Annotated in this window: 28 protein-coding genes; 20 read left to right on the forward strand and 8 right to left on the reverse strand. The window is 68.7% G+C overall.

The window, feature by feature from the left end:
- Positions 1-42 precede the first annotated feature (42 nt).
- Entirely contained in the window at positions 43-777 is a 735-nt protein-coding gene (locus N802_RS04470) for a phosphoglyceromutase (RefSeq protein WP_035912987.1), read from the forward strand.
- Between the two features lie 64 nt (positions 778-841).
- Here N802_RS04470 and N802_RS04475 read toward each other — a convergent pair whose 3' ends face one another.
- The 3 genes from N802_RS04475 to phoU all read right to left on the reverse strand — a co-directional run bounded on the left by N802_RS04475 (position 842) and on the right by phoU (position 3,640).
- Positions 842-2,161, reverse strand: coding sequence for a hypothetical protein (locus N802_RS04475; RefSeq protein WP_035912682.1), 1,320 nt, complete (start codon positions 2,159-2,161; stop codon positions 842-844).
- Position 2,162: 1 nt separating this feature from the next.
- On the reverse strand, positions 2,163-2,693 hold the full coding sequence (locus N802_RS04480) for a SigE family RNA polymerase sigma factor (RefSeq protein WP_035912683.1): 531 nt from the start codon (positions 2,691-2,693) through the stop codon (positions 2,163-2,165).
- Positions 2,694-2,932: 239 nt separating this feature from the next.
- Positions 2,933-3,640 carry a phosphate signaling complex protein PhoU gene (gene phoU / locus N802_RS04485; RefSeq protein ID WP_035912684.1) on the reverse strand — a complete coding sequence of 236 codons (708 nt, stop codon included), beginning with the start codon at positions 3,638-3,640 and terminating at the stop codon, positions 2,933-2,935.
- A 190-nt stretch (positions 3,641-3,830) separates the two neighbouring features.
- Between phoU and N802_RS04490 the strand changes: the two genes are divergently transcribed.
- Entirely contained in the window at positions 3,831-5,015 is a 1,185-nt protein-coding gene (locus N802_RS04490) for a sensor histidine kinase (RefSeq protein ID WP_035912686.1), read from the forward strand.
- Positions 5,012-5,692, forward strand: a complete 681-nt coding sequence (locus N802_RS04495; RefSeq protein ID WP_035912692.1) for a response regulator transcription factor — start codon at positions 5,012-5,014, stop codon at positions 5,690-5,692. The genes N802_RS04490 and N802_RS04495 overlap by 4 nt, the downstream gene beginning before the upstream one ends.
- Positions 5,693-5,889: 197 nt before the next feature.
- On the opposite strand, the gene N802_RS04500 is transcribed toward N802_RS04495, so the two are convergent.
- Complete coding sequence (locus tag N802_RS04500) at positions 5,890-6,429, reverse strand: hypothetical protein (RefSeq protein WP_035912696.1); 540 nt, start codon at positions 6,427-6,429, stop codon at positions 5,890-5,892.
- A gap of 233 nt (positions 6,430-6,662) precedes the next feature.
- Between N802_RS04500 and N802_RS04505 the strand changes: the two genes are divergently transcribed.
- From N802_RS04505 to N802_RS04550, 10 genes are all read left to right on the forward strand, one after another.
- On the forward strand, positions 6,663-7,145 hold the full coding sequence (locus N802_RS04505; protein ID WP_035912699.1) for a CarD family transcriptional regulator: 483 nt from the start codon (positions 6,663-6,665) through the stop codon (positions 7,143-7,145).
- 26 nt (positions 7,146-7,171) lie between these two features.
- Entirely contained in the window at positions 7,172-7,828 is a 657-nt protein-coding gene (ispD, locus tag N802_RS20785; RefSeq protein WP_052109418.1) for a 2-C-methyl-D-erythritol 4-phosphate cytidylyltransferase, read from the forward strand.
- Positions 7,825-8,625, forward strand: a complete 801-nt coding sequence (locus tag N802_RS04515) for an SDR family oxidoreductase (RefSeq protein ID WP_052109419.1) — start codon at positions 7,825-7,827, stop codon at positions 8,623-8,625. Before ispD ends, N802_RS04515 begins: the two co-directional genes overlap by 4 nt.
- Positions 8,625-9,119, forward strand: coding sequence for a 2-C-methyl-D-erythritol 2,4-cyclodiphosphate synthase (ispF, locus tag N802_RS04520; protein ID WP_035912705.1), 495 nt, complete (start codon positions 8,625-8,627; stop codon positions 9,117-9,119). Before N802_RS04515 ends, ispF begins: the two co-directional genes overlap by 1 nt.
- Positions 9,120-9,378: 259 nt before the next feature.
- Positions 9,379-10,467, forward strand: coding sequence for an S-(hydroxymethyl)mycothiol dehydrogenase (locus N802_RS04525; protein ID WP_035912708.1), 1,089 nt, complete (start codon positions 9,379-9,381; stop codon positions 10,465-10,467).
- A gap of 23 nt (positions 10,468-10,490) precedes the next feature.
- A complete protein-coding gene (locus N802_RS04530; RefSeq protein WP_035912713.1) occupies positions 10,491-11,141 on the forward strand; it encodes an MBL fold metallo-hydrolase in 651 nt (216 codons plus the stop codon).
- Positions 11,142-11,303: 162 nt separating this feature from the next.
- Positions 11,304-12,737, forward strand: coding sequence for a cysteine--tRNA ligase (gene cysS, locus N802_RS04535; protein ID WP_035912716.1), 1,434 nt, complete (start codon positions 11,304-11,306; stop codon positions 12,735-12,737).
- A 4-nt stretch (positions 12,738-12,741) separates the two neighbouring features.
- Positions 12,742-13,692, forward strand: coding sequence for a 23S rRNA (guanosine(2251)-2'-O)-methyltransferase RlmB (gene rlmB, locus N802_RS04540; RefSeq protein WP_035912718.1), 951 nt, complete (start codon positions 12,742-12,744; stop codon positions 13,690-13,692).
- 151 nt (positions 13,693-13,843) lie between these two features.
- Positions 13,844-14,248, forward strand: a complete 405-nt coding sequence (locus tag N802_RS04545) for a CD225/dispanin family protein (protein WP_035912720.1) — start codon at positions 13,844-13,846, stop codon at positions 14,246-14,248.
- Positions 14,249-14,259: 11 nt separating this feature from the next.
- Entirely contained in the window at positions 14,260-14,700 is a 441-nt protein-coding gene (locus N802_RS04550; RefSeq protein ID WP_245613824.1) for a DUF2752 domain-containing protein, read from the forward strand.
- A gap of 90 nt (positions 14,701-14,790) precedes the next feature.
- Here the strand turns inward: N802_RS04550 and N802_RS19315 are convergent, their stop codons facing one another.
- The 3 genes from N802_RS19315 to N802_RS04565 all read right to left on the reverse strand — a co-directional run bounded on the left by N802_RS19315 (position 14,791) and on the right by N802_RS04565 (position 17,972).
- Entirely contained in the window at positions 14,791-15,489 is a 699-nt protein-coding gene (locus tag N802_RS19315; RefSeq protein WP_084071864.1) for an RDD family protein, read from the reverse strand.
- 71 nt (positions 15,490-15,560) lie between these two features.
- Positions 15,561-16,799, reverse strand: coding sequence for a DUF4032 domain-containing protein (locus tag N802_RS04560; protein ID WP_035912725.1), 1,239 nt, complete (start codon positions 16,797-16,799; stop codon positions 15,561-15,563).
- A gap of 66 nt (positions 16,800-16,865) precedes the next feature.
- Complete coding sequence (locus N802_RS04565) at positions 16,866-17,972, reverse strand: ABC transporter ATP-binding protein (RefSeq protein WP_035912726.1); 1,107 nt, start codon at positions 17,970-17,972, stop codon at positions 16,866-16,868.
- A gap of 264 nt (positions 17,973-18,236) precedes the next feature.
- Here N802_RS04565 and N802_RS04570 point away from each other — a divergent pair, with 264 nt between their 5' ends.
- From N802_RS04570 to N802_RS04600, 7 genes are all read left to right on the forward strand, one after another.
- Positions 18,237-18,668 carry a CBS domain-containing protein gene (locus tag N802_RS04570; RefSeq protein ID WP_035912732.1) on the forward strand — a complete coding sequence of 144 codons (432 nt, stop codon included), beginning with the start codon at positions 18,237-18,239 and terminating at the stop codon, positions 18,666-18,668.
- A gap of 19 nt (positions 18,669-18,687) precedes the next feature.
- Complete coding sequence (locus N802_RS04575; RefSeq protein ID WP_035912734.1) at positions 18,688-19,344, forward strand: hypothetical protein; 657 nt, start codon at positions 18,688-18,690, stop codon at positions 19,342-19,344.
- A 59-nt stretch (positions 19,345-19,403) separates the two neighbouring features.
- Positions 19,404-21,215: a serine/threonine-protein kinase gene (locus tag N802_RS04580; protein WP_052109421.1), complete on the forward strand. Its 1,812-nt coding sequence runs from the start codon at positions 19,404-19,406 to the stop codon at positions 21,213-21,215.
- Positions 21,212-22,747, forward strand: a complete 1,536-nt coding sequence (locus N802_RS04585; protein WP_052109422.1) for a threonine/serine exporter family protein — start codon at positions 21,212-21,214, stop codon at positions 22,745-22,747. Before N802_RS04580 ends, N802_RS04585 begins: the two co-directional genes overlap by 4 nt.
- Before the next feature lie 127 nt (positions 22,748-22,874).
- Complete coding sequence (locus tag N802_RS04590; RefSeq protein WP_052109423.1) at positions 22,875-23,612, forward strand: transglycosylase family protein; 738 nt, start codon at positions 22,875-22,877, stop codon at positions 23,610-23,612.
- A gap of 203 nt (positions 23,613-23,815) precedes the next feature.
- Positions 23,816-24,505 (forward strand): transglycosylase family protein, encoded by a 690-nt coding sequence (locus N802_RS20995; protein WP_035912738.1) that lies wholly within the window; start codon positions 23,816-23,818, stop codon positions 24,503-24,505.
- A gap of 90 nt (positions 24,506-24,595) precedes the next feature.
- Complete coding sequence (locus tag N802_RS04600; protein ID WP_156971286.1) at positions 24,596-25,750, forward strand: hypothetical protein; 1,155 nt, start codon at positions 24,596-24,598, stop codon at positions 25,748-25,750.
- Here the strand turns inward: N802_RS04600 and N802_RS04605 are convergent.
- Positions 25,747-26,230: septum formation family protein (locus N802_RS04605; protein ID WP_156971287.1), on the reverse strand; the 484-nt coding region annotated here is incomplete at its 5' end. The genes N802_RS04600 and N802_RS04605 overlap by 4 nt on opposite strands.

Here is a 26,230-nt window from a genome sequence, read left to right on the forward strand (position 1 = left end):
GCGCACCTTCCGCTCCCGCCGCGCCTCGCTAGGCTGCCGGGCATGGCACACACCCTGATCCTGCTCCGTCACGGCCACTCCGAGTGGAACGCCAAGAACCTGTTCACCGGGTGGGTCGACGTCGACCTCAACGATCAGGGGCGCGAGGAGGCCGTTCGGGGCGGGCAGCTCCTCAAGGAGCGCGGGGTGCTGCCGACCGTCGTCCACACGTCGGTGCTGCGCCGCGCAATCTCGACCGCGAACATCACGCTCGACGTCGCCGACCGCCACTGGATCCCGGTGCGTCGCGACTGGCGCCTCAACGAGCGCCACTACGGTGCCCTGCAGGGTCTGGACAAGGCGGCGACGCGCGACAAGTACGGCGACGAGCAGTTCATGCTGTGGCGCCGCTCGTTCGACACCCCGCCGCCGGAGATCGAGATCGGGTCGGAGTTCGACCAGACCAACGACCCGCGCTACGCCGGTATCGACGTGCCGCGCACGGAGTGCCTCAAGGACGTCATCGAGCGCTTCATGCCCTACTGGGAGGGCGGCATCCGCGACGATCTCACCGCGGGCGAGACGGTGCTCATCGTCGCCCACGGCAACAGCCTGCGCGGCCTCGTGAAACACCTCGACGGCATCTCCGACGAGGCGATCTCCGAGCTCAACATCCCGACGGGCCAGCCGCTCGTCTACGAGCTCGGCGACGACTTCATGCCGACCAAGCCGGGTGAGTACCTCGACCCCGAGGCCGCTGCAGAGGCTGCTGCCGCCGTCGCCAACCAGGGCCGCTGAATCGCAACGTCAGCGTCAACGGCTGCTAGAGCAACCGCTCACGCTGACGTTGCGGAGAGGCCGGTCAGCCTGTCTCGTCGTAGAGACCGGTGTTGGGCGGCGTCGCCCGGACCACCCCGATGACTCGGTCACCCTCCAGCACCTCGAGTCGGAAGTTCTCCTGGAAGGCCTCAGGTGAGACCCCGACCTCGAAGGTCGCCACGTGGTTGGTGAGACGGGCTGCCTCCGACGACGGCCAGGGGGCGTCCCCGACGGCGCGAACAGCCGTTCCCGAGGCGACGAAGACGCTGACGCTCGTGGAGTTGGGGCTGTTGCCCAGCGAGGCCACGATGATGGGGACAGTGTCGGCGCGTGACGCGTCGATCGGTTGACCCATCTCGACCGCCTGCGCCTCAGTGTCGGATCGCAGCCACGCAGTGCGCACGATGGCCCCGTTGGGAAGCGTGGAGTGCATCACGTGGAGCACTGGCTTCTCACCGGAGGACAGTTCCTCCGACGTGGCGAAGGAGTGGGGAACCGGCCCCATGAAGACGGTCTCCGTCGACACCCGTGCGGGATCCAGCCCCAGCAGCCGAGCCGTGGTGGCGGTGGCATCACGTTCGTTTGCCTCGGTGACATCCGAGCCGCACGGCTTGCCCCCACACGGGAGCTCGCTCTCGGTAGATGTGTCCATGATGAACTGCGCCGCGCCCGAGTAGCCGTCCACCTTGAATCGGGTGGAGATGGCCCACTCACTGCGACCCATCCCGTGTTCAAGGGACAGCGGTCGGAACGACCGAGAGATGGTTCCATCCGGCGCGACCTCGGGTGCGATGGAGACTTCGGCCGTGGTGCGATCCGGTGACGTGAGGACGACCAGGTTGCCACCGCCGGCGACACCGAGGACCTCGTCCGAGTGGTCGGTCACGGGTGTCTCGGTCATGCCGCTGAGGTGGGACGGGGCAGCGCCGCGCGGGCCAGTGGCGAAGACCAGGGTGCCGGTGTCGTTCGCAATCAGTGCCAGTCGTTCGTCCCCCATGTCCTCGACGAAGATCGTGCGACCCGAGAACTTCTCGTCCAGCCTCTCGACAAGTGCGGCGTCGTGTGCGAGTCCACCTCGCGTTGGCCAGGTGGAGATGCTGCGCCACGCGGGGTCGTTCACCCCGGGGAGAGTGCGTGAGTACTCGGCCGGCGTGGTCGTCCGGTCGCCGATCTGGCTTGAGAACATGGGCACCGCCACGGCGATGGCGGCGGCTGCCACGACTGCGGCTGCACCCGCGGCGCGGCGGCGTCGGCGCGAGCGCGTCACTGCCCCCGCGACACGTTCGTAGGGGTGCAGTTCGGTCGAGCTGACGGACGCCGCCTCGGCGGAGAGCGCTTCGCGCAGTTGGGTTTCGATGCTCATGTCACGCTCCGTTCGTCTGCAGGCTGGAGGAGGGTGCGGCCGACTCGCTGATGACAGAACGCAGACGGTCGAGGCCGCGGGAGGTCTGGCTCTTGACCGAGCCCACCGACATGCCGAGCGCCTGTGCCGTCTCCGCCTCGCTCAGCTCGTCGTAGTACCGGAGCACGACCACCGCCCGCATGCGAGGTGGCAGGGTGTGCAGTGCTCGGATCAGTTCATCGCGGTTGTCGACGCCGGCATAGGCATCGCGCGTCGAGCGGTCCGCGTGGGCCGGAACGTCACCCAGGTCCTCAGCCACTCGCCGGCGGCGCCACCATGACGTCGACTCGTTGGCGATTGCCGCGCGGGTGTAGGCATACGGAGCGCCGTCCCGGTGCACACGAGACCAGTGGCGGTGCACCTTGACGAGCGCTTGCTGGACGAGGTCCTCGGCCCGGCCGACATCGCCCGTGAGCAGGTAGCCCACCCGCACGAGCCGTGACCACTCCCGGGTCACGAACTCGGCAAACGCCGCTTCGTCGTCTCGATCCACGTCCCCATCCTCACCTGTGGGCGATCCCTGTCACCCCACAAGAACGCGCCCTGCACCGCAAAGGTTGAGTGCGACGGCAACCTTCTTCCGCAACGTCACCGTGAACGGCTCCTAGAACAGCCACTCACGCTGACGTTGCGGCGGAGGTGAGCGGGCTGGGAACGTGAGAGAGCCCGTATGCCGGGTGACCGGCATACGGGCTCTGTCAAGTCCCGCTGTGGGCGGGAAGGGAGGCGGACTCAGGGAGTCGTGGTCTCCGGGTAGGCCTCGTCGTCCTCTTCGTCCTCGTGGCTCACCTCGCTGTCGGCGCTGTGCTCGCCGGTGACGAGGAAGACGACGCGGCGGGCCACCGAGACGGCGTGGTCGGCGAACCGCTCGTAGTAGCGACCGACCAGGGTGATGTCGACGGTCGTCTCGGCGGGGTGCTTCCACGAATCCGACGAAAGCCTCTCGAAGAGCTGGCGGTGCAGGTCGTCCATCGCGTCGTCGTCGCGCTCGATCTGCTTGGCGGCCTCGACGTCGCGGGCGGCGATGACCGACCCGGCCTTGGTGACGATGCGCTCGGCGACCTGACCCATCTCGAGGATGATCGAGCGGAGCTCGGCGGGGACGGCCGAGTTGGGGTAGCGCAAGCGGGCCACCTTGGCGACGTGGCGGGCGAGGTCGCCCATGCGCTCGATGTCGGCGCTCATGCGCATCGACGTCACAACCATGCGGAGGTCCGTGGCCACCGGCTGCTGGAGTGCCAGGAGGTCGAACGAGAGCAGGTCGAGCTCCTCGCGGAGCGCGTCGATCTCGACGTCGGCGCCGATGACGGACTCGGCCAGCTGGACGTCGGCGTCGAGGAGGGCGGTGGTCGCCCGCGACATGGCCGAACTCGCGAGCCGCGTCATCTCCACCAGACCCTCGGTGACCCGGTCCAGTTCCTCGTGGAATGCCTTGCGCATGTGTTCCTCTCAGCTGGTCGGTGACAGCCTCCGACCCGGCGGGCGCGCAGACGTGATCGTCGATCGACGTCCGCAGCGTGGCACGAGGTGGTGAATTCCCGCCAGCGCGAAGGTGAACATTGTCCACCACCCCCGCAGACTCACCCGTGAGCGGCCCAGAGTTCACTTTCCGTCCGTTTAGTCTGAATGTGTGGATCCGACGCTGGCAGCAATCGTGGGTGGCGCCGTGGGGCTCGTCATCGGCGCTGTCGCCGTCGGGATGAGTCGTCTGAGCGAGCGCACGTTCAGGACGATCCCCCCGGCGCCGCCTCCTGCCCTCGCACCGGGCGTCAGTGACGTCCTCGCCGTTCTGCGCTCCGTCGCGATCGTGCTCGACTCCTCCGACGCCGTCGTCAACAACTCGGCGTCAGCCGTCAGCTATGGCCTGGTGCGTCACGGCGAACTCGTCCACGCCGAGCTGCGCCAGCTCGCGCGCCAGGTCCGGCGCGACGGGGAGATCCGTGAGGTCGAACTCGAGCTCGCGCGGGGATTCGGCACGACGACCAACACGCTCATGAAGGCGCGCATCGCGCCGCTCGGCGCCGTCCACATCCTGATCCTCGCCGAGGACCACACGCACGCCCGACGCGTCGAGGAGGTCCGTCGCGACTTCGTCGCCAACGTGTCCCACGAGCTCAAGACGCCCGTGGGCGGAATCGCTCTGCTCGCCGAGGCCGTCCTCGATGCCCGAGACGACCCGGAGGCCGTGTCCCGGTTCGCCGCACGCATCCAGGTCGAGTCCACGCGCCTCACTCGCCTCGTCAAGGAGATCGTCGACCTCTCCCGGCTCCAGGTCGCCGACACCCTGCACGAGCCGGAGCTGGTCGACATCCCGTTCGTCGTCGTCGAGGCGGTCGATCGCGTCCAGGTCGCTGCCGACTCCCGTCAGATCGAGCTCGAGGCCGTCGCCGACGAGCGCGCTGCCGTCTTCGGTGACACCGAGCTGCTCGCGACCGCCGTCGCCAACCTCGTCTCGAACGCGGTGAACTACTCGGAGCCGGGGACCCGGGTTGCCGTGGCCGCTCGCCGCGTGGGTGACACGGTGGAGATCACCGTTTCCGACCAGGGGTCGGGGATCCCCGCCGCCGAGCAGAGTCGGATCTTCGAGCGGTTCTATCGCGTCGATGCCGCGCGCTCGCGCTCGACCGGAGGCACCGGCCTCGGTCTCGCGATCGTCAAGCACGTCAGCGCCACACACGGTGGCGACGTGTCCGTCTGGAGCGAGGAAGGCCGCGGCTCCACCTTCACGATGAGACTTCCTGCCGCATCCGACCGGGCTGCGTCAGACTCCGATCGTCAACCGGTCGGCCCAGCACAAGGAGAACAGCACGGATGACTCGCATTCTCGTCGTCGAGGACGAAGTGTCCTTCTCCGACCCTCTGTCCTACCTCCTGCGCAAGGAGGGATACGAGGTCAGCGTGGCCGAGAACGGCAACGATGCGCTTGCCGACTTCGACAGTGCCGGGGCGGATCTCGTGTTGCTCGACCTCATGCTTCCGGGCCTTTCCGGCGTGGACGTATGCCGTGCGCTCCGGCAGCGCTCGAACGTCCCGGTCATCATGCTGACGGCCAAGGACAGCGAGATCGACAAGGTCGTCGGGCTGGAGCTCGGTGCCGATGACTACGTCACCAAGCCCTACTCGTCGCGTGAGTTGTTGGCCCGCATCAAGGCGGTGCTCCGCCGGCTCAGCGAGCCCGAGGAGCTGCTCCCCACGACGCTCGAGGCGGGCCCGGTGCGGATGGACGTCGAGCGCCACGTCGTGACGGTCGGCGGCACCTCCACGGCGCTGCCCCTGAAGGAGTTCGAGCTCCTCGAGATGCTCCTGCGCAACACCGGTCGCGTGCTGACCCGCATGCAGCTCATCGACCGGGTGTGGGGCAGTGACTACGTCGGCGACACCAAGACCCTGGACGTCCACGTGAAGCGCCTGCGGGCCAAGGTCGAGCCCGACCCGGCGAACCCCAAGCACATCATCACCGTGCGCGGTTTGGGCTACAAGTTCGAGGCCTGACCCTTCCGACTTGTTGGCTGGCCCGTCACCGCCCGACTCCCCGACTTTGTGCCCCAATGGGACACGGTCGTCGGCCGAAGGCCTCCGTTCCCGTGTCCCATTGGGGCACAAAGTCGGGTCTGGGCCGGTAGGGGCGAGCCAAGAGCCCACCGGCGCGGACTGCGCTCGGTGGGCTCACGGCATACGGAAGGTGTGTGTCAGTGGCTCGCGCTCGCCGACGGGCTGGCGCTGGGCGTCGCGGTCGCCGGTCCGGACGAGCCCGGGGGGCGGCTGTCCTCGTAGTAGGCGAGCGAAGGCAGCACCGGCACGGTGAGGATGTTCTGGCCCGTCCCGGCCGTCGCGACCTGCAGCTGGAGCACGTCGCCCGGGTTGACGCCCACCTTGGGCAGCGTGAGCGGCTCCTCCTCGCCGAGGTTGACGGAGGAGCGGCGGGGAACGGTCACCTGACCGCCGGGGCCGGCCTCGGTCGCGAAGGCGACCTGGAGGTCCTCGTTGCTCGAGTTGACGAGCTGTCCCACGAGGTTGCCCGCCGCATCCTTGGCATCGGACACGATCACGAGGCCGCGCACGTCGAGGTCGCCGAAGGTGGCGTTGACGCCATCGGCCGCCTGGTAGGCGTAGTCGGTCTGCATCGGCGAGAACACGGCGCACCCACCGAGGAGGGTCGAGCCGAGCACGGCGGCGGCAAGCGTCGCGCGCAGGCGGTGGCGGGAGGTCGTCAGGGCAGCGGTCGTCACGGGGGACAGCGTAGCGAGGGTTGCCCGCTCCGGACGTGCGTGGTGCCGAGAATGGGCCATGCGGGGTCGGTCACGTCTCCTCGACACGCATGCAAAGACCTTTGTGTCAAGCCCCAATTTGCATGCCTCGCAACGGTTTTCATGGCCCTGACCTGCAGGTATGCCGTCCGCTCCGATTCCGATTGTCGGTTTCGGCGTGTTAAACTTGAACTCGCGAAAGGGGCAAGTTGCATATGGTTTTCAAGGTCGGCGAAACGGTCGTGTACCCCCACCATGGGGCCGCGCGCATCGAAGAGATCAACAAGCGCACCATCAAGGGCGAGGAGAAGTTGTACCTCAAGCTCAAGGTGGCCCAGGGCGACCTCGTGATTGAGGTTCCTGCCGAGAACTGCGATCTGGTCGGCGTCCGTGACGTCGTCGACAAGGCCGGCCTCGAGAAGGTGTTCGAGGTGCTGCGCGCCCCGTTCGCCGAGGAGCCGACCAACTGGTCGCGCCGCTTCAAGGCCAACCTGGAGAAGCTCGCCTCGGGCGACGTCATCAAGGTGGCCGAGGTCGTGCGCGACCTGTGGCGCCGCGACAAGGACCGCGGCCTGTCCGCCGGTGAGAAGCGCATGCTCTCCAAGGCGCGTCAGATCCTCGTGTCCGAGCTCGCGCTCGCCGAGAAGACGGACGAGGACAAGGCCGAGTCCATCCTGGACGAGGTTCTCGCGTCCTGAGCGCTGACCGCGGCAGCGCGGGGGTCATCCTCGTCGCCGCAGGACAGGGCACCAGGCTCGGGGCATCGCAGCCCAAGGCCTTCGTCCGCGTTGCGGGCACCACGCTCATCGAGCACGCCGTCGCGCGCGCGTTCGAGGCAACCAGCACGGCACAGATCGTCATCGTCGCGCCCGCTTCCCATCTCGAGGAGGCGGGCGCGCTCGTGTCTGCACACCCGCGGGCGGGTGACGTCACGGTCGTCGCCGGGGGCGCCGAGCGGACCCATTCGGTCGCGGCCGGCCTCGCTGCGCTGGCTGAGGACGTGGACGTCGTGCTCGTGCACGACGCCGCCCGATGCCTGGCGCCGGGCGAACTCTTCGACCGGTTGGTCGCGGCGGTGCGAGACGGTGCAGAGGCGGCCGTCCCCGGGATCGCGGTCACCGACACGATCAAGCAGGTGGACTCGACTGGCCACGTCGTGGCGACCCCGGAGCGTGCCACGCTGCGGGCCGTCCAGACGCCACAGGCCTTCCGGCGTTCGGTTCTCGTCGCTGCCCACGAGTCCGGGGTCGAGGCAACGGACGATGCGGCGCTCGTCGAGCGAGTCGGTGGAGCCGTCCTCGTGGTCGAGGGCGACGACCTCGCCTTCAAGGTCACCACGCGAGCCGATCTCGAACGCGCCGCCCGTATTCTCGGCACGTGAGCCAGACACCCGTCGCCCTCGTCACCGGAGGTGGCACCGGCATCGGTGCCGCCGTCGCCCGCCGCTTGGTCGCAGACGGGTATGCCGTGATCGTCGCCGGTCGTCGGCGCGATCGCCTCGACGCGGTGGTGAGCGAGTTGGGGTCCGCCGCCACGGCCCTCGAACTGAACATCACCGATGCCGAGAGCGTCGTTGCTGGGGTCGGCGGGTTGCAGCGGCTTGACGTCCTCGTCAACAACGCCGGGGGCGCGATCGGACTGAGCTCTGTCGAGGACGGTGACCTGGCCGAGTGGGAGCAGATGTATGCGACCAACGTGCTCGGCACCGTCCGGGTCACCCAGGCCGCGTTGCCGCTGCTGCGGCGCTCACCGCTGGCGACGGTCGTCAACATCAGCTCGATTGCGGGTGAGCGTGTGTACGCCGGTGGCGGTGGCTATGTCGCGGCCAAGCACGGTGAGTCCGTGGTCTCCGAGACACTGCGCCTCGAGCTCAACGGGGAGCACGTGCGGGTCATCGACATCCGCCCCGGCATGGTCCACACCGAGGAGTTCTCCCTGACGCGACTGCACGGCGACCAGGCCGCGGCCGAAAAGGTCTACGACGGGGTCGACCGCCCGCTCGTCGCGGACGACGTCGCCGCATGTGTGGCCTTCGCCGTGGGGCTGCCTCAGCACGTCAACGTCGACACCCTCGTGGTCAAACCGGTCGCCCAGGCCTCGCCGCAGCTGTTGCACCGCGGCCCCATCGACTGGAAAGACGCAGACGGGAAAGACGCAGACGCGAAGGGCGACGCCTGATGACGCGAGGACCGTTGCCGCGCACTGGCATTGGGGTCGACGTCCACGCCCTCGCGCCCGAGGGATCGGATCGCGAACTGTGGGTCGCAGGTCTGCTGTGGCCGGGGGAGCGCGGACTCGATGGCCACTCGGACGCCGACGTCGCTGCGCATGCCGCCTGCGACGCACTGTTCTCGGCTGCCGGGATCGGTGATCTCGGGCAGCACTTCGGAACGGGCCGTCCCGAGTTCGCCGGGGCGTCGGGCGTCACCCTCCTCGCCGAGGCGGCTCGGCTCGTCCGCGAGGCGGGCTTCGACATCGGGAACGTTGCGGTGCAGGTCGTCGGCAACCGTCCCAAGGTGGGGTCGCGACGCGGCGAGGCTGAGCGGGCCCTGTCCGATGCGGTCGGCGCCCCGGTGTCGGTCAGTGGGACCACGACAGACGGGCTCGGGCTCACGGGCCGTGGGGAGGGCGTCGCCGCCATCGCGACAGCCCTCGTCATCGCTCGCACCTAAGACCCCCGCTTCACCCCGACCTACCGGGCCGGAAGGGTGGTGATCATGGCACTTACGCGGCCCGGTAGGCCGGGGTGAAGGCCCCCACGCGACGTCAGCGTGAACGGCTCCTCCAACAACCCTTGACGCTGACGTTGCGGGAGGGGCTCGCGGTGCGCGTGGGAAGCGTGAATTCGGCGGTGCGAGTAGCCTCCAAGGGAGACCACGACACTCAGTCGGCCGGCATACGTGCTGGTCGGGGACATGGGAGGTATCCACAGTGCCGCAAACGGTCAGGGGAGTCATCGCTCGCGCCAAGGGTGCGGACGTTGAGGTGGTCGACATCGTCGTTCCAGACCCGGGTCCCGGCGAGGCAGTCGTCCAGGTGCAGTCGTGCGGCGTCTGCCACACCGACCTGCACTACCGCGAGGGCGGGATCAACGACGAGTTCCCGTTCCTGCTCGGCCACGAGGCCGCGGGGGTCGTCGAGGCCGTGGGCGAGGGAGTCACGGAGGTCGCCCCCGGGGACTTCGTGATCCTCAACTGGCGTGCCGTCTGCGGGCAGTGCCGGGCCTGCCTCAAGGGCAAGCCGTGGTACTGCTTCAACACCCACAACGCGACCCAGAAGATGACGCTGGCGGAGGACGGGACCGAGCTCAGCCCGGCCCTCGGGATCGGCGCGTTCATCGAGAAGACGCTGGTCGCGGCGGGGCAGTGCACCAAGGTCGACGCCGACGCGGACGCCGCCGCGGTGGGCCTGCTCGGTTGCGGCGTCATGGCCGGATTCGGGGCCGCGGTCAACACCGGTGGAGTCACACGTGGCGACTCGGTCGCCGTCATCGGTTGCGGCGGCGTCGGCAATGCCGCGATCGCGGGGGCACGCACGGCAGGCGCCACGACGCTCATCGCCGTCGATGTCGACCCACGGAAACTCGAGCGAGCCACGGAGTTCGGCGCCACCCACACGATCAACGGCTCGAGCGAGGACGTCGTCGAGCGGATCCGCGAACTCACCGGCGGCTTCGGTGCCGACGTCGTCATCGAGGCGGTGGGGCGCCCCGAGACCTACGAGCAGGCGTTCTATGCGCGCGACCTCGCCGGGACCGTCGTCCTCGTCGGGGTGCCGACGCCCGACCAACAGGTCACCCTCCCCATGATCGAGATCTTCGGGCGTGGGGGAGCGCTCAAGTCGAGCTGGTACGGCGACTGCCTCCCCAGCCGTGACTTCCCGATGCTCGTCGATCTCTATCGGCAGGGCCGCTTCGACCTCGACGGGTTCGTGTCCGAGCGCATCAAGCTCGTCGATGTCGAGGCCGCGTTCGAGAAGATGGAGCGCGGCGACGTGCTCCGCTCGGTGGTGATCCTGTGACCGTCCAACAGACTGGAGACGGTATGCCGTCCATCGCACCTTCCCGAGATGGCGTCCGCGTCGACCGGGTGGTCACGTCAGGAACCTTCGAGCTCGACGGAGGCTCCTGGGAGGTCGACAACAACGTCTGGATCATCGGGGACGACCGCGAGTGCATCGTGATCGACGCCGCGCACGACGCCGACGCCATCCTGAGTGCGGTGGGACGGCGCAAGGTCCGTGCCATCCTGCTCACCCACGCCCACAACGACCACGTCAACGTCGCTGCCGAACTCGCCGAAGCGACGGGCGCGCCGACCCATCTCCACCCCGAGGGCCGCGTGGTCTGGGCGCTCAGCCAGGACGGGGCGCCGGACGCGGTCCTGACGGACGGGCAGGAGTTCCACGTCGGCGACATCGTGGTCCGGGTGCTGCACACCCCCGGGCATGCACCCGGGGCCTGCTGCTTCCACGTCCCCTCGATGCACGTCATCTTCACGGGAGACACCTTGTTCTCGGGAGGGCCGGGGGCCACAGGTCGATCGTTCAGCGACTTCGACCAGATCATCGGCTCGATCCGGGACCGACTCCTCACCCTGCCGTCGGGGACGCGGGTGCTGACCGGCCATGGGGATCCCACGACGATCGGTGACGAAGCGCCTCACCTCGAGGAGTGGATCGCCCGCGGCCACTGATCAGCCCCAACTTTCCCGCCCCATGAGGGCACATTCGGGGTCCGGAGGGTTCGTCACCCTCCGGACCCCTCATCTTCCCTCCGGCGGGAGAGATGGAGTGGGCACGACGACGGTATGCCGCATGGTCAGGGACAGGGACCGTGCGCCGGTACCCTTGTGCGGGTGACTCTCAGACTGTTCGACTCCCAGTCGCGTGAACTGCGCGACTTCGTCCCACTGCAACCTGGTCGGGTCGGGATCTACATCTGTGGACTCACCACCCAGGCCCCGCCCCACATCGGCCACGTCCGCTTCGCCGTCGCCTTCGACGTGCTGCGCCGCTGGCTCGTCCGTGGCCACGGCCTTGACGTGACGCTGGTCCGCAACGTCACCGACCTCGACGACAAGATCCTGCGCAAGTCCGCCGAGTCCGGCGAGGACTGGTTCGCGCTGTCCTACCGCAACGAGGTCGCGACGGCCGACGCGCTGCGCCTCCTCGGAGTCCTGCCACCGACCTACGAACCCCGCGCCATGGGCCACATCACCGAGATGGTCGAGCTCATGCAGACCCTCGTCGAGCGTGGCCACGCCTATCCGGCGGAAGACGGCTCGGGTGACGTCTACTTCGACGTCCGGTCGTGGCCGGCATACGGAGAAGTGACGAACCAGAAGATCGACGACATGGCCGCGGCAGAGGACGCCGATCCGCGCGGCAAGCGCGACCCGCGCGACTTCGCCCTCTGGAAGGGACACAAGGAGGGCGAGCCCGAGTCGGTGAGCTGGCCGACCCCGTGGGGTCGCGGCCGCCCCGGCTGGCACCTCGAGTGCTCGGCGATGGCGCGCAAGTACCTCGGCGACGCGTTCGACATCCACGGTGGCGGCGTCGACCTGCGCTTCCCCCACCACGAGAACGAGCAGGCCCAGTCGCGTGCGGCGGGCCTTCCGTTCACGTCGCTCTGGATGCACAACGCGTGGGTCACCACAGGCGGCGAGAAGATGAGCAAGTCGCTGGGCAACAGCCTGCTCATCCACGAGGTCACCAAGCATGCGCGACCCCTTGCGGTCCGCTACTACCTCACGGCCGCGCACTACCGGTCCATGATCGAGTTCCACGAGGGCTCGCTGGCCGAGGCCGAAGCCGCGGTGGACCGCATCGAGGGCTTCCTGCGTCGCGCACTGGGTTCCGCCGGTGCCGTCACTCCGAGCGGCGACGAGAAGCTGCCCGACGACTTCATCGAGGCCATGGACGACGACCTCGGCGTCTCCGGGGCTCTCGCGGCCGTGCACGAGACCGTGACTCGCGGCAACACCGCCCTCGACGAAGGCGAGAACGACCATGCCCGCGAGCTCGCGACCCTGGTTGTCGCCATGACCGACATCCTCGGCGTGAACCCGCTTGACCCGGCCTGGTCGAGCGGTGACAGCTCCAACGGAGACGCGCAGTCCGCTCTCGATGCCTTGGTCCAGGACCGACTCGCGGCTCGCACCGCGGCCCGCTCTGCGCGTGACTGGGCCACCTCCGACGCGATCCGCGACCAGCTCGCCGCGGCCGGAATCACGATCGAGGACACCCCGACCGGCGCCCGCTGGTCGTTGACCCGTGGACGAGAGAAGTAGAGCCATGGCCGGCAACAGCCAACGACGTGGAGCCATCCGCAAGGGCGGCAAGAAGGCGCCGACCGTCGGGTCGGGTGGACAGCGGCGCCGAGGACTCGAGGGCAAGGGGCCCACGCCTCGCGCCGAGGACCGGCCCTACCACAAGGCCCACAAGGTCCAGAAGGCCTCCGAGCGCCGAAGCGGTGGCGGGCGTCCGAGCGGTGGTCGCAAGGCCAAGGCGTCGAGCGAGGTCGTCGCAGGGCGCAACTCCGTGCTCGAGGCGCTGCGCACCGACGTGCCCGCGGCGACGATGTATGTCGCCGGTCGCATCGATAGCGACGACCGCGTGCGCGAGGCGCTCAAGATCGCGACCGAGCGCAACATCCCGATCCTCGAGACCCCCCGGGGTGAGCTCGATCGGCTGACCGACGGTGCGGTCCACCAGGGTCTGGCGCTGCAGGTGCCGCCCTATGAGTACGCCCACCCGAGCGACCTCATCGATCCCGAGACCCCGGGCATCCCGCTCGTCGTCGCGCTCGACGGCATCACCGACCCCCGCAACCTCGGCGCAATCGTCCGCTCCGTGGCGGCGTTCGGGGGCCACGGCGTCGTCGTGCCTGCCCGCCGCTCGGTCGGCATGACGGCATCGGCGTGGAAGACGTCGGCCGGCGCGGCGGCCCGCATCCCCGTTGCCCAGGCCACCAACCTCACGCGAACGCTCGAGGACTACCGCAAGGCCGGCTTCTTCGTCGTCGGCCTCGACATGGACGGTGACGTCGAGTTGCCCGACCTCGAACTGGCCGACGAGCCACTCGTCGTCGTCGTTGGATCCGAGGGCAAGGGCCTCTCGCGCCTCGTCCGTGAGACCTGCGACCAGATCGTCTCGGTGCCGATGTCGTCGGCCGTCGAATCGCTCAACGCCGGCATCGCGACCGGCGTGACGCTCTATGAGGTTGCCCGGCGTCGTCGTCGCTGAACCGCATCCCGTATGCCGTCCGCACCAGTCCCGCAAACATCCGAGCCTCTCGCTCCGGCGCCACGTGACCTGTGCCACGATGTGCGGCAGTCGGGGAAAACCGACCCCGGGGGAAGCACCCCCACAGTCGTCACAGTGAGAGGGACCAAGAATGTCTGACTACGGAAGCACCCCGCCGCCCCCGCCCCCCGGCGGCGGCTCGACGCCTCCGCCCCCGCCGTCCGGTGGTGGCTACGACGGCGGCGCCTACGGTGCTCCGCCGCCGTCCGCTGGTGGCTACGGTGGCGTGCCCGCCGGCCCGCCCCCGCCCAACAACCTCGTCCTCGCGATCGTCAGCCTGCTCTGCTGCTGGCCGCTCGGCATCCCTGCCGTCGTGTTCGCTGCCCAGGTCAATGGCAAGTGGAACGGTGGTGACCAGGCCGGTGCCCTCGAGTCGGCGGCCAAGGCCAAGAAGTTCGCGATCATCGCCCTGGTCCTCGGCATCATCGGCACGCTGATCTACATCGCGCTCTTCGCCTTCGGCGCCATGAACGCGGACACGACGACGGGTCTCTGATCCAGACGACCGTGACACAGCTGCCGACGCCCCCGCTCACCGACCCGTCGGTCGGGCGGGGGCGTCGCATGCTGTGGCCTGCCGTCGCGGCGGCGGGCGCTGCGGGCTTCGCGCTCGTGGCGCACGTGCTCAACCCCTATGAGGGGGGCAACTACCCGACCTGCCCGTGGCTGGCGCTCACGGGGACGTACTGCCCGGGCTGTGGCACATTGCGCGCCACCCACTCGCTCACCGAGGGCAACGTGGTCGAGGCGCTGCAGCGCAACCCACTCACGGTGGCGGCGTTCGTCCTCATGACCCTGGGCTTCATCCGGTGGGCCCGCCGCCAGTGGCGCGGGGAGCAGCGCATGACGGCTGCACCGGCGTGGCTGCTCTATGGGCTGTTCTGGGTCATCATGGCGTTCTGGATCGGCCGGAACATTCCGGGCTGGACCTGGCTCTCACCCGTCTGAGCCAGCTACACCTGCCGACTTATTGCCCGATTGGGACGCTCCTCGCTGGGCTCGTCGCGTCCCAATCGGGCAATAAGTCGGTGATGCGGGTCAGGGCTTGGGGACCTGGATGACGGTCGAGCTGACGATCTTGTCGTGCAGGGTCTGCTTGTTGTCGTCCCACAGCATCCAGAGGTAGCTCAGGTAGAAGATCTGGTTGATGATCCCGCTGAGCAGTTCGCGCAGGAAGGACTGAAGCGCACCGATCGGCTGGCCCGTCTGCACCCCGATGAGCGTGATGCCCATGGCCTTCTTGCCGACGCTCTGGCCGGTCCGGCCCATCTTGAAGATGCGGTTCCAGACCTGGATCCCGATCATGAGCATGACGCCGAGGAAGATGAGGATCCCGCCGGTTGTGGCCATCCCCGCGTCTGCGGTCCCGGGGACGGAGGCGCCGAACTCGTCGATCTCGGGGGCCGCGCCGACGAGCATGACGGCGCCGATGATCATGGGGATGAGCCCGATGATCGAGAGGAGCACGTCGATGATGAGCGCGCCGGCGCGGCTGCCGAAGCCGGCGATCGGGCCGAAGTGTTGCTCGACGAACGCCTTGGAACCTGGGTACGCGGGACCCCCGCCATAGGGGTTCACCGTGGGAGCCGCCTGGTAGCCAGACGCCGAGTGCTGACCCACGGCGCCCTGCTCCTGGCTCCACGCCGGGGGTTCGGGCCGGTATGCCGGTCGGGCGGGCGGCTGGGCCGGACCCTGCGGGGCGGGCGGCGGCTGGTTCGGATCAAACGGCTCGGACATCTGGAGTTCTTCCCCTGCGAAACGGTTGTGGACGCAGTGATCCTACGGGCGTGGGGAGGGCTCCAGCTTGGTCAGTCGGCGATGACCGGCATCTCCACCGTGTCGACGCCGACGACGGAGACCTCGTCGGGCTTGCTCGGCAGGATCGACGCGACGTAGTCCTCGATCGCGTCCTCGATCGGGATGTCGTGCTGTGCCCGCTCCGCCATGTACCAGCGGTGCTCGAGCACCTCGTGGAACAGTTCGGCAGGCTCGAGCTTTCCCGACAGTTCGCGCGGGACCCGCCGGGTCAGCGGCTCATAGATCCGGGTGAGCCAGTCGTGGGCCACGAGCTCCTCGTCGTCGTTCTGCCGATCCGAGGCCGCCCGATAGCTGTCGAGGTCGTTGAGGAGCCGGCGCGCCTGGCCCTCACCGACGTCGAGGCCCGTGAGGCGCAGCAGCCGCCGCGAGTGGTGTCCGGCGTCGACGACCTTGGGCTGGATGCTGATGCGGGTGCCGTCGATGTCGGTGCTGATCGCGAGTTCGTCGACGTCGAACCCGACGGAGTTGAGGCGCCGGATGCGTTCCTCCACTCGCCATCGCTCGCCGGTGTCGAACTCCTCCATGGCGGTGAGTTCACGCCACAGCTCCTCATAGCGGGTGACGATGCGGTTGGAGATGACCACCGGGTCGATCGCCTCGTCGAGGAGCTCTCCGGCTTGGAGGTCCATGAGCTCGCCGGCGATGTTGACGCGGGCGATGTCGAGGTCGTGCGCGCGCTGCCCGTCGCTCAGCGCAGGAAGCAGTTCGCCCGTCTCGGCGTCGACGAGCCACGCGGCGAAACTGCCTGCGTCCCGACGGAAGAGCGTGTTCGACAGGGACACGTCACCCCACCAGAACCCAGTGAGGTGCAGGCGCACCAGGAGCACGGCGAGGGCGTCGATGAGGCGCGTCTCGGTGCCGGGTCTCAGGCCCTGGGAGAACAGGGCGCGGTAGGGGAGCGAGAACTTGAGGTGCCGCGTGAGCAGGCAGGCGTCGAGCGGTGTCCCGTCGGCCGCGACCCGCCCGCTCACCACCCCGAACGGCTCGACCGAGGGCTGGTCGAGGCGCCGCAGGTTGCGGAGCATGGCGTACTCGCGCCGAGCGATGTCCTCTTTGATCTCCTTGACCGCGATGACCCGGCCGGAGAGCTTGACGAACCGGACGATGTGCCGCGAGATACCGCGCGGAAGCGCGGCCAAGTGCTCCTCGGGCCAGTCCTCGAGCGGGGTCGACCACGGAAGGTCGAGCAGCGCGGGGTCGGGCCGAGCCGTCGTGATCTGCAGGGCCATCGGCTACCTCCGGCCTGCGTCCGCAGGTCTGGTCGCTCGGGCGACCAGACCCGCGGACGTCATGAGCTAGTGACTCAGGCGAGCACCGGACTCGGCGTTGAAGACGTGCATGTGGTCGGTGTGCGGCTGGACCCAGATCTTGTCGCCCTTCATGGGGACACGGCGTCCGTCGACCCGAGCGATGAACGGCTTGGCCAGCGCGTCGTCGCCGCCCTCGAGCTTGATGTTCTCGTCGGTCGGGGTGCCATAGACGTAGGCGTCGGCGCCGAGTTCCTCGACGACGTCAACCGTGATCTCGAGGCCCTCGCCCTGGCCGGTGACCTCGACGTCCTCGGGGCGGACACCGACGATGACGTTCTTGCCAGCGCCCTCGAGCGACTCGCGCGGCACCTGCAACGTGTGCGCACCGAACTTCACGCCGCCGTCGGTGACGGGGACGCTGACGAGGTTCATCGCGGGGGAGCCGATGAACCCGGCGACGAAGACGTTGGCCGGGTTGTCGTACATCTCTCGAGGCGTCGCGACCTGCTGGAGGATGCCGTCCTTGAGGACCGCGATGCGGTCGCCCATGGTCATGGCCTCGACCTGGTCGTGCGTGACGTAGACCGTCGTGACGCCCAATCGCCGCTGGAGAGAAGCGATCTGGGTGCGGGTCTGAACGCGCAGCTTGGCGTCGAGGTTGGACAGCGGCTCGTCCATGAGGAAGACCTGGGGCGACCGGACGATGGCGCGACCCATGGCAACGCGCTGGCGCTGACCACCGGACAGAGCCTTCGGCTTGCGCTCGAGATAGGGCTCGAGGTCGAGGATCTTGGCGGCTTCCTCCACGCGCTTGCGGATCTCGCCCTTGTCGACGCCGGCGATCTTGAGCGCGAAGCCCATGTTGTCGGCGACGCTCATGTGCGGGTAGAGCGCGTAGTTCTGGAAGACCATGGCGACGTCACGGTCCTTGGGGGAGAGGTTGGTGACGTCCCGGTCACCGATCCAGATCTTGCCGCCGTTGACCTCTTCGAGGCCGGCCAGCATGCGGAGTGCGGTCGACTTGCCGCTTCCCGAGGGACCGACGAGGACGAGGAACTCGCCGTCCTTGATGTCGATGTTCAGTCGGTCAACCGAAGGGGTGTCGTTGCCCGGATAGATGCGGGTCGACTCGTCGTACTTGACTGTTGCCATGGCGTCGTTGCCTTTCCTTCACCGGCAGGAACGTGCCGGACGATCCGTTGTAAAGGGAACCCGCCGACATCGTTGTCGGCGGCTTCAACAGCATGCCGTATGCCGTCCGCCCCTGTCACGCACCCCCACCTCACCTTCGACTTTGTGCCCCGTTGGGACAGCGAGCTCCAGCGAGCTGTCCCAACGGGGCACAAAGTCGAGGGATGGTCAGTCGAGCGATGCGGAAGTCTGGCGCGGCATCGAGTCGGGCACTAACGTCGGGGCATGAGGATCTCCGACGTCGTGAAGCGCAAGGGAGGCACCGTCGTCACGGTGCGCTCCGACGCCAGTGTCACTGCACTCCTCGACCTGCTTGCCGAACACAAGATCGGTGCGGTCGTCGTCAGCGACGATGACGGGAAGTCGCTCGTCGGCATCGTCAGTGAGCGCGACATCGTGCGGCAGCTCCAGCGGTCGGGTGCGGCCGTCCTGGACCAGCCCGTGTCGCTGATCATGACCACGGAGGTGCACACCTGTGTGCCGGAGGACGAGATCGGGGCACTTGAGCACACGATGACCGAGCACCGGTTCCGTCACGTCCCGGTCGTCGTCGATGGCGAGCTGAAGGCCATCGTGAGCATCGGCGACGTCGTGAAGCACCGACTCACCGACCTCGAGGCGGAGCGCGACCAGCTCACCGCCTACATCCAGCAGTAGGGGGCCGGCAGCAGCGGCGATGCCACGTCGCAACCGGGTCGACCCCTGGGGTGACCTCGTCGCGCATCCCGCGCGCGGTCTGTTCACGGGCAACCGCGGGTGCGTCGTCGACGACCACGAGAACGTCGTGCGTCATCACGGGACGAACCTGTTGTGGATCACGTGCCAAGTGGAGTTTCGTGACTGGCGGGTGGGGCTGGCCCGGCCTCGGCGGTGGACGCCGCTGTTCTTCCTCGACGACGCGGTGGCCCTGGCTGCGGGCCATCGTCCGTGCAGCACGTGTCGACGCTTCGACTACGTCGCCTATCGGAATGCGGTGAGCGACGCCGCGGGCGCCCGGCAGCCCCTCTCCGCAGCGGATCTCAACGTCCGACTGTCGCGCGAGCGGCTGAACCGAGGCAGAGGGCTCGACAGGGCTGCTGACCGGAAGCTGTGGCGCGCGCCCCTTCTGGGCCTGCCGCCGGGAGCGGTGGTCCTCGATGGGGAGCGGCGGCCCTGCCTGTGGGACGGAGACGTCCTGCAACCGTTCGGGTTCGAGGGCTGGGGTTCCGCGGTGCAGGCGCCGGACGACCCGGTCGACGTGCTCACCCCGCCGACCTCGGTGGCCGCCCTCTCGCACGGCTTCGCGCCGGTGCTTCATCCGAGCGCATCGCGGTCCCACCAGTCCCATCCGTAACAGGGCAATTCGGCGATTCGGACAGGATTCGCTCAGGGTCACGGCATACCGTGTCTGTCATGACTGCCGAAATCCTTGACGACTCGGGTGGGAGGGACGGCTTGCCGGAACATTCGCTGCTCGGCGCCTACCGTCTCGTCCAGCGGCTCGGCGAGGGTGGCATGGGCGTGGTCCACCTCGCCCTGGACCGGCACGGCAAGGCCGTCGCGATCAAGGTGCTGCGGCCTCACGTCGCCCACGACCCGGCGGCTCGCGCTCGCCTGTCTCGCGAGGTCGAGACCCTGAGCCGCATCCGCAGCCCCCGGGTCGCGCCGGTCATCGACGCCGACATCGACGGCGATCGCCCCTACATCGTCACCCGCTATGTCCCCGGGCCACCACTCGACGACGTCATCGGGTCGCACGGCCCGATGGGCGCCGAGGACCTCCACCGCCTGGGAAGTGGACTCGCCGAGGCGCTCGACGTCATCCACGGCTGCGACGTGATCCATCGCGACCTCAAGCCGGGCAACGTGCTCATCGTCGACGGCGACCCCGTCGTCATCGACTTCGGCATCGCTCACGTCGCCGACGACATCCGGCTCACCATGACCGGTCTCGTCATGGGAACCCCCGGCTACCTCGCGCCCGAGGTCGTCGAAGGCGCGCCCGTCTCGACGGCGACGGACTGGTGGGGGTGGGCCGCCACCCTGGCCTATGCCGCGTCGGGCAGGCCGCCCTTCGGGCGGGGTCCGATGGAGGCCGTCCTCACCCGTGTCACGGCGGGCGAACCTGACCTTCAGGGGGTCGACAAGCGCATCGCCCCCCTGCTGTATGCCGCACTCGCTCCCGTTCCCGCGGACCGTCCACCCGAGTCCGATGTCGTGGCGGCGTTGGAGCGCTACGCCCGAGGTGGCCTCGTCACCGACGTGATCAAGGTGCGGGAGCCCGTCACGAGAACGCAGGCGCTCGATGTGCCGCGCACCTCGGTGATGCCTCTGTCCCGCAACGCAACTCAGCCGGCGACCGCGATCTCGCCAGTCGCTCCGGCCGTGGCTGCGCCGGTGATCCCGCTGCCAACGGCGCAGCCTGCGAGGCCCGTGGCCCCCCTGCCCGCTGCACCTCAGCCCGTCGCTCTCCAGCCCGCGCCGCAGCAGCCCCCTCCGCAGCACTTCAACGACCCTGCGGACATGATCTTCGGGCCGCAGCCGGGACGCGAACTGGAGCGGACGGCATACCCCGGAGTTGACGGGGGACCCGGGAACTGGAACGGCGCCCCGAGACTCGACCCCCGCATCGGGCGGCCGAGCCGCAGCGGGACGGTCGCGGCGCTGCTCGCGCTCCTCGTCGCGACAGCCGCGACTGCGCCCGTCGTCGCCGGGATCGGACTCCTGGTGTGGAACGTCCTGGCCCGCACGACCGATCGTTCGGTCACGTCGCTCATGCTTCGGCGACACGACAAGGGGGTGCGCCGGAGCGACATCCCGCTCGCCGTCGTCGCCAGTCCCTGGCACCTCGTCGTCGGCCTTGTCGCCTCGCTCGTCGGCGCGATCATGCCTGCCCTGATGGCCATTTCGGGTGTGTTCGTCACCGCTCTCGCCATGGTCGGCGTGCAGGGGAGCGGCTCGCCCGAGCCCAACGCCCTCGGCCCGATGGCCGTGGGTGGCCTCCTCGCCGGGCTCATGGCGTGGTGGGGACCGGGCGGGGCGAGCCTTCGACGAGGCACGCGCAGCATCGTCCGCGGTGTCAGCCCGGGCCCGAGCGCGAGCCGCGTCGTGGTCGTCCTGCTCCTCGTGGCCGCTGCGGCCGTGGCCTTCGCGGGAGTGGTCAACGGGTTGCCGTCGTGGTGGCCCACGGGCACGGCATGGGCTGAGCAGTTGAACCTGCCGTGACGGAATCCGAGCGGCCGGCGGCCGACAAGCGCGCCGAGCGCCCGGACCGCCCAGCGAGCCCCGATCGTCCGGACCGCCCGGAGCGCCCGGAGCGCCCTCGTCGCCCGTGGCGCCTCGAAGGTGGCCCGCCGACCGAGCCGATGCCCCTCGTCGACCTGTTGCGGCGCACGCCCTATCGCAACGCGCGGATCAGCCACGAGGAAGCAGAGGAGGCGCGAGTCCGCGAGGCCCTCGACCTCGCGGTCCGTGTCGGCGAACTCATGCTGCGCTCCGGCGCAGGTGCCCCGCAGGTCGAGGGTTCGGTAGCCGCGATCTGCGCGGCCGCTGGTGTGCCCAACGTCGAGATCGACATCACCCTGCAGTCGCTGCTCGTCCATGCCCGCATCGACGCGGTCCACCCGGTGACGGCGTTGCGGGTGGTGCGCTCGACGCGTCACGACTACGCCCGGTTGGTGGCCGTGCACGAGCTCGTCGACGCCTTCGTCAACGGGCACGTCGAGCTTCCCGAGGCGGTCGAGCAGCTGCGCGACATCAAGCGGGCTCGTCGGATCTGGCCCGACTGGGTCGTGACCCTCGCGACTGCACTCCTCGCAGCGGCCGTGGCGGTGATGATCGGATCGACGCTCTTCACGGCCTTCGTCACCGTGCTCGTCGTCCTCGTGGTCTCGGGAGTGGGGCGCCTCATGGGGCCCCTGCACCTCCCCGAGTTCTATTCGAATGCCGTGAGCGCCTTCACGTCGACAGTCCTGGCGTGGGCGGCCTACTCGATGGGTGCCCAAGGCTGGATTCCGTTGGGCGCCAACGACTTTGCGTTCATCGTCGCGGGCGGAATCGTCGCCATGCTTCCCGGACGGACCATGGCTTCCGCGGTCGAGGACGTCATTTCCGGGTATGCCGTGACCGGTGCTGGTCGACTCCTCGCCGTCCTCGTGTCACTCACAGGACTCATCATCGGCGTGGCCGTCGGACTGGGCACCACCATCCGACTCACCGAGGCGATGGCGTTCGACTTCGTGGCGCCGTCGGTGCTCGACCTGCGGGTGACACAGGCCCAGTGGTGGGCCGCGGCCGCCGGTGCCTTCGTCGTGGGCGCGGCCGGATCGGTGATCATGCAGAGTCGACGCAGACTCATCCTGCCGACCGCCCTGTTGTCGCTCCTGGGCGGCGGGTTGTATGCCGCCTTCACCCGGCTGGGGGACTTCGGGGCAGTGACCTCCACAGGCCTGGCCGCGGTCGTGCTCGGCTTCATCGGGCGACTCGTGGCGTTGCGACTCGGTGCGCCGGCGATGGCCGTGGTCGTCCCCGCGAGCTTTGGGCTCCTGCCGGGTCTGACGATCTTCCGCGGTCTCTATGAACTGGTCGGCGAGAGCACCTCCGACATCGGCACGTTGTCGTTCCAGGCCGGCGTTGCGACGCTGCTCGGCGCGGCGGGCGTGCTCCTGGCCATCGCGACGGGCACGACGTTGGGGGAGATTTTCGCGTCGCGGTGGGACACGCAGGTGGCCCGGGCTCGTCGTCGCCTCCGGGTCTGACCCAAAAAATAGCGCCAATTCGTCATCTCTCCGTGACTCCCTTGTGATCCGAGTCACTCGCCGCTACCTTCGAGACTTGTGCCCGACCCCCTGTCCCGGGCCGCTCCCTCCTCGAAGGATTCTCGAGATGTCCCCCACCCCGTCCTACCGTCCGAAGCATGCTGCCCAAAACCGGTACTGCCCGAGGCACGCCGCTCCCAAACACTCCCCGGTCCGACGCCAACTCGTCGGCGTCGCGCTGACATCTGTCGCCGCCGTCGGTGGCGCCACGGCGCTGTCCCAGCCGGCCCAGGCCGCCGGCACGGTGTGGGATCGCGTGGCCCAATGTGAGAGCGGCGGCAACTGGTCGATCAACACGGGCAACGGATACTACGGCGGGCTGCAGTTCTCGTTCGCCACCTGGAAGGGGTTCGGCGGACAGCGCTACGCCTACACCGCGAACCGTGCGACCAAGGCCCAGCAGATCGCGATCGCGCAGAAGGTCCTCAAGGTCCAGGGCCCCGGTGCCTGGCCGGTGTGCAGCAAGCGTGCGGGTCTCACCCGGGCCAACGGGGCCGCCGTCAACGCGGGCGCCACGTCGTCGCCCGCGACGTCGAGGGCAGCCGCTCCCGGCAAGCTCGTCGTCGACGGCAAGTTCGGACCGCTGACGCGCAGGGCCACCGAACGCTGGATCGGCGGCTCGGTCAACGGCCGGCTCAGCACGTCGGACTACCGCCGCCTCGAGCGCAAGGTCGGGGGCTCCGTCAACGGGTCGTTCAGTCGCATCGACGTGCGCCGGCTGCAGGCGCTGGTCGGCTCGAAGCAGGACGGCCTGTGGGGCCCGAAGACGACTGCGGCGCTCCAGCGCTACCTCAACCGTCGCTGAGGCCGCTCAGCGTTCCGCTCGAAAGGCAAGAACACCTCGTATGCCGGCCGCACGGCATACGAGGTGTTCTCGCGTGTGCGGCGTGTCGCGAAATTGACGGATGGTGTGGAAGTTACAGTTGTGTAGTTCTGTGACTTGATTGATCTATGTGACAGAAGTGACGTAGCGTGCTTTGTCGTCCCCTGACGCAAAGGACCACGCTCATGCTCTTCGCACCGGAGTTCCCCGCTCGCCCGACCCGACGTCGTCCCGTTCGGCGAGCGTTCGTCGGCACAGCACTCCTGGCTGGGACCGCGACGGCGGCGGTGATCGGTCTGGCGACCACGGCAGGGGCGCACGAGACGGTGTGGGACCGAGTCGCGCAGTGTGAGAGCGGCGGCAACTGGTCGATCAACACGGGCAACGGCTACTACGGCGGGCTCCAGTTCTCCTTCACCACGTGGAAGGAGTTCGGCGGGCAGAAGTACGCCCACACCGCCAACCTCGCGACCAAGGCTCAGCAGATCGAGATCGCCCAGGCCGTGCTCAAGGTCCAAGGGCCGGGCGCGTGGCCGGTGTGCAGCAAGCGTGCGGGCCTCACCCGCGAGAACGGGCAGAACACGCGTGTGTCGCGGACGTCGACGAAGCGGATCTTCCCGCTAGCGGTCGACGGGCAGTTGGGTCCGAAGACGCGCATGGGCGTCGAGCGGTGGGTCGGTGGCTCGGTCGACGCGTACTGGTCGACCACGGACGTGAAGAAGCTGCAGGGCAAGGTGGGGGCGACGCAGGACGGCACCATCGGGCCGGCGACGACGCGCGCTGTCCAGGCCAAGGTCGGCGTCACCCAGGACGGATCCTGGGGTCCGAAGACCACCTCGGCGCTGCAGCGCTACCTCAACAACCTCTTCGACTGAGCTCTTCAGGCTTCGGGGGTCAGTGCGAGCGGAAATCTGTGGTTCGACTGACTCATACCGGTCGGTCACAGCCGCCGCTAGCATCCAGACGTGGTGGCCCGGCCGCGTGTCGCAGTCCCGATCGGCCTCCTCGTGTGCGGGGTCGTCGCCGTGTCCAGCGTTGCCAACCTGGTAGCGCTCGAGGAGGTGGAGACTCTGGCGGGGTGGCCCATCTTCGGCATGGGTCTGGGCATCGGGCTGGCCGTCCGCCAGCTCGATGAGGTGATCAGCCAGACCTCGGCCAGAGTCCTGGCTGCGGCCCTGACCCTCGTGGGAGTGATCCCGTACGAGTACCTGGCATACGACTACTGGAAGGAGTTCACGCCGGACGGGGCGTCGTCAGATTTCATTCAGGTGATGCGCGAGGACCTCGCGTTCGATCCCTTCCTCGCGATGCCGTGGCTTCTGGCGGCCGTGCTGGCGGGAGTCAGCGCGCGAGCGCTCCCGAAGAGTGGCGCGTGGTCGGCGCTTGACGCCTACGACCCGGAGTCCGGAACGTTCTGGCCGCCTCAGGGCGCTGCGGACGACGTCACTCTTCCCGCGGCCCAGGTCGCCGATGTGAGGGCTGACCCGTCCGGCCGGAGCATCGTCACCATCGCCGTGGTCTTCGAACGGCAGGATGGCAGTTTTGTGTCCCGCCAGGTGCGATGCGGTGCGCAGGTGGTTCCCCTCGTGGCGCGTCATCTGGTGGCGTCACGTGCGACCGAGCTGACGGCCATCGATCACCCCCAGGGCCGGCCGGTCGTCACGGACACCGTGACGGACACAGCCAACGCCGCACTGGCCGCAGCGCGCACCGGCCCTCGAGCCGCAGACCCGGAGGACTGGTTGCCGTTGGCGCCCTTGTGCGAAGACCTGCAGGACCCCCGCACGGTGGACAGTCTCAACTCTTCCCCGTCCATGGCCAACGCGGACTCCGGTGTTGCGCTGGTGGCGCTGCTCGCGGCCGGAGCCTTCGTGGCGATGCTCTGGGGCTACGGCCCTCTGTGGGCGTTCCTTGACGGCGCCGGCGGGGGTGGGCCGGACGGAGATGCGGGGCTGAGCGTGATGTCGTTCATCATGGCCTCGGGCGCCGCTGGCACCGTCGGGTGGATCGCCAACCGACTCGTGAGGGCTGCCCAGCGGCTCGTGGCGGGCGCGGCTCTGGATCCCATCGACATTCCCGGGAAGCCCAGGCCGGGCGACAGCGGTCGGCAGAGGATCTAGAGACCCGAGCCCTTGAACGCTTCAGTCGAGGTCTCGGCATCTGGGTCAAAGACCATGCAGATGATGGTGCGGTCCCCGGCTTCCCAGTCCTCCTTCACGGTCGTGATCAGATCCCAGTCCAGTCGGGACTCGTCGTACGCGATGCCGACATAGCTCTCGAAGGCCTTGAGGCAAACTGGTTCTGCAGCGGCCTCCACTGCGACGTCGCCCGGCCAGGTGCGGTCTCCCGACAGTTTCGTCCGGAGCATGACCTCGGAGTCATGGGCGTCCCGGCAATCGGTCACCGTCACCTCGAACTCATTCTTCTCGTCGGCGAGGTTCACGCACATGCCTGGCTTGAGGCTCTGCCAGTACCTGGAGCGGGCCTCCTTGATCGGCTTCGTCGGGGATTGGGTCGGGGACTGGGTCGGGGACTGGGTCGGGCTGGGCGTGCGCGTCGACGTGGCTGTCTGAATCGCCCCGGGTCTGGTGGAGGCTCTC

The sequence above is a fragment of the Knoellia sinensis KCTC 19936 genome (genome assembly GCF_000768705.1).
GTDB lineage: Bacteria > Actinomycetota > Actinomycetes > Actinomycetales > Dermatophilaceae > Knoellia > Knoellia sinensis.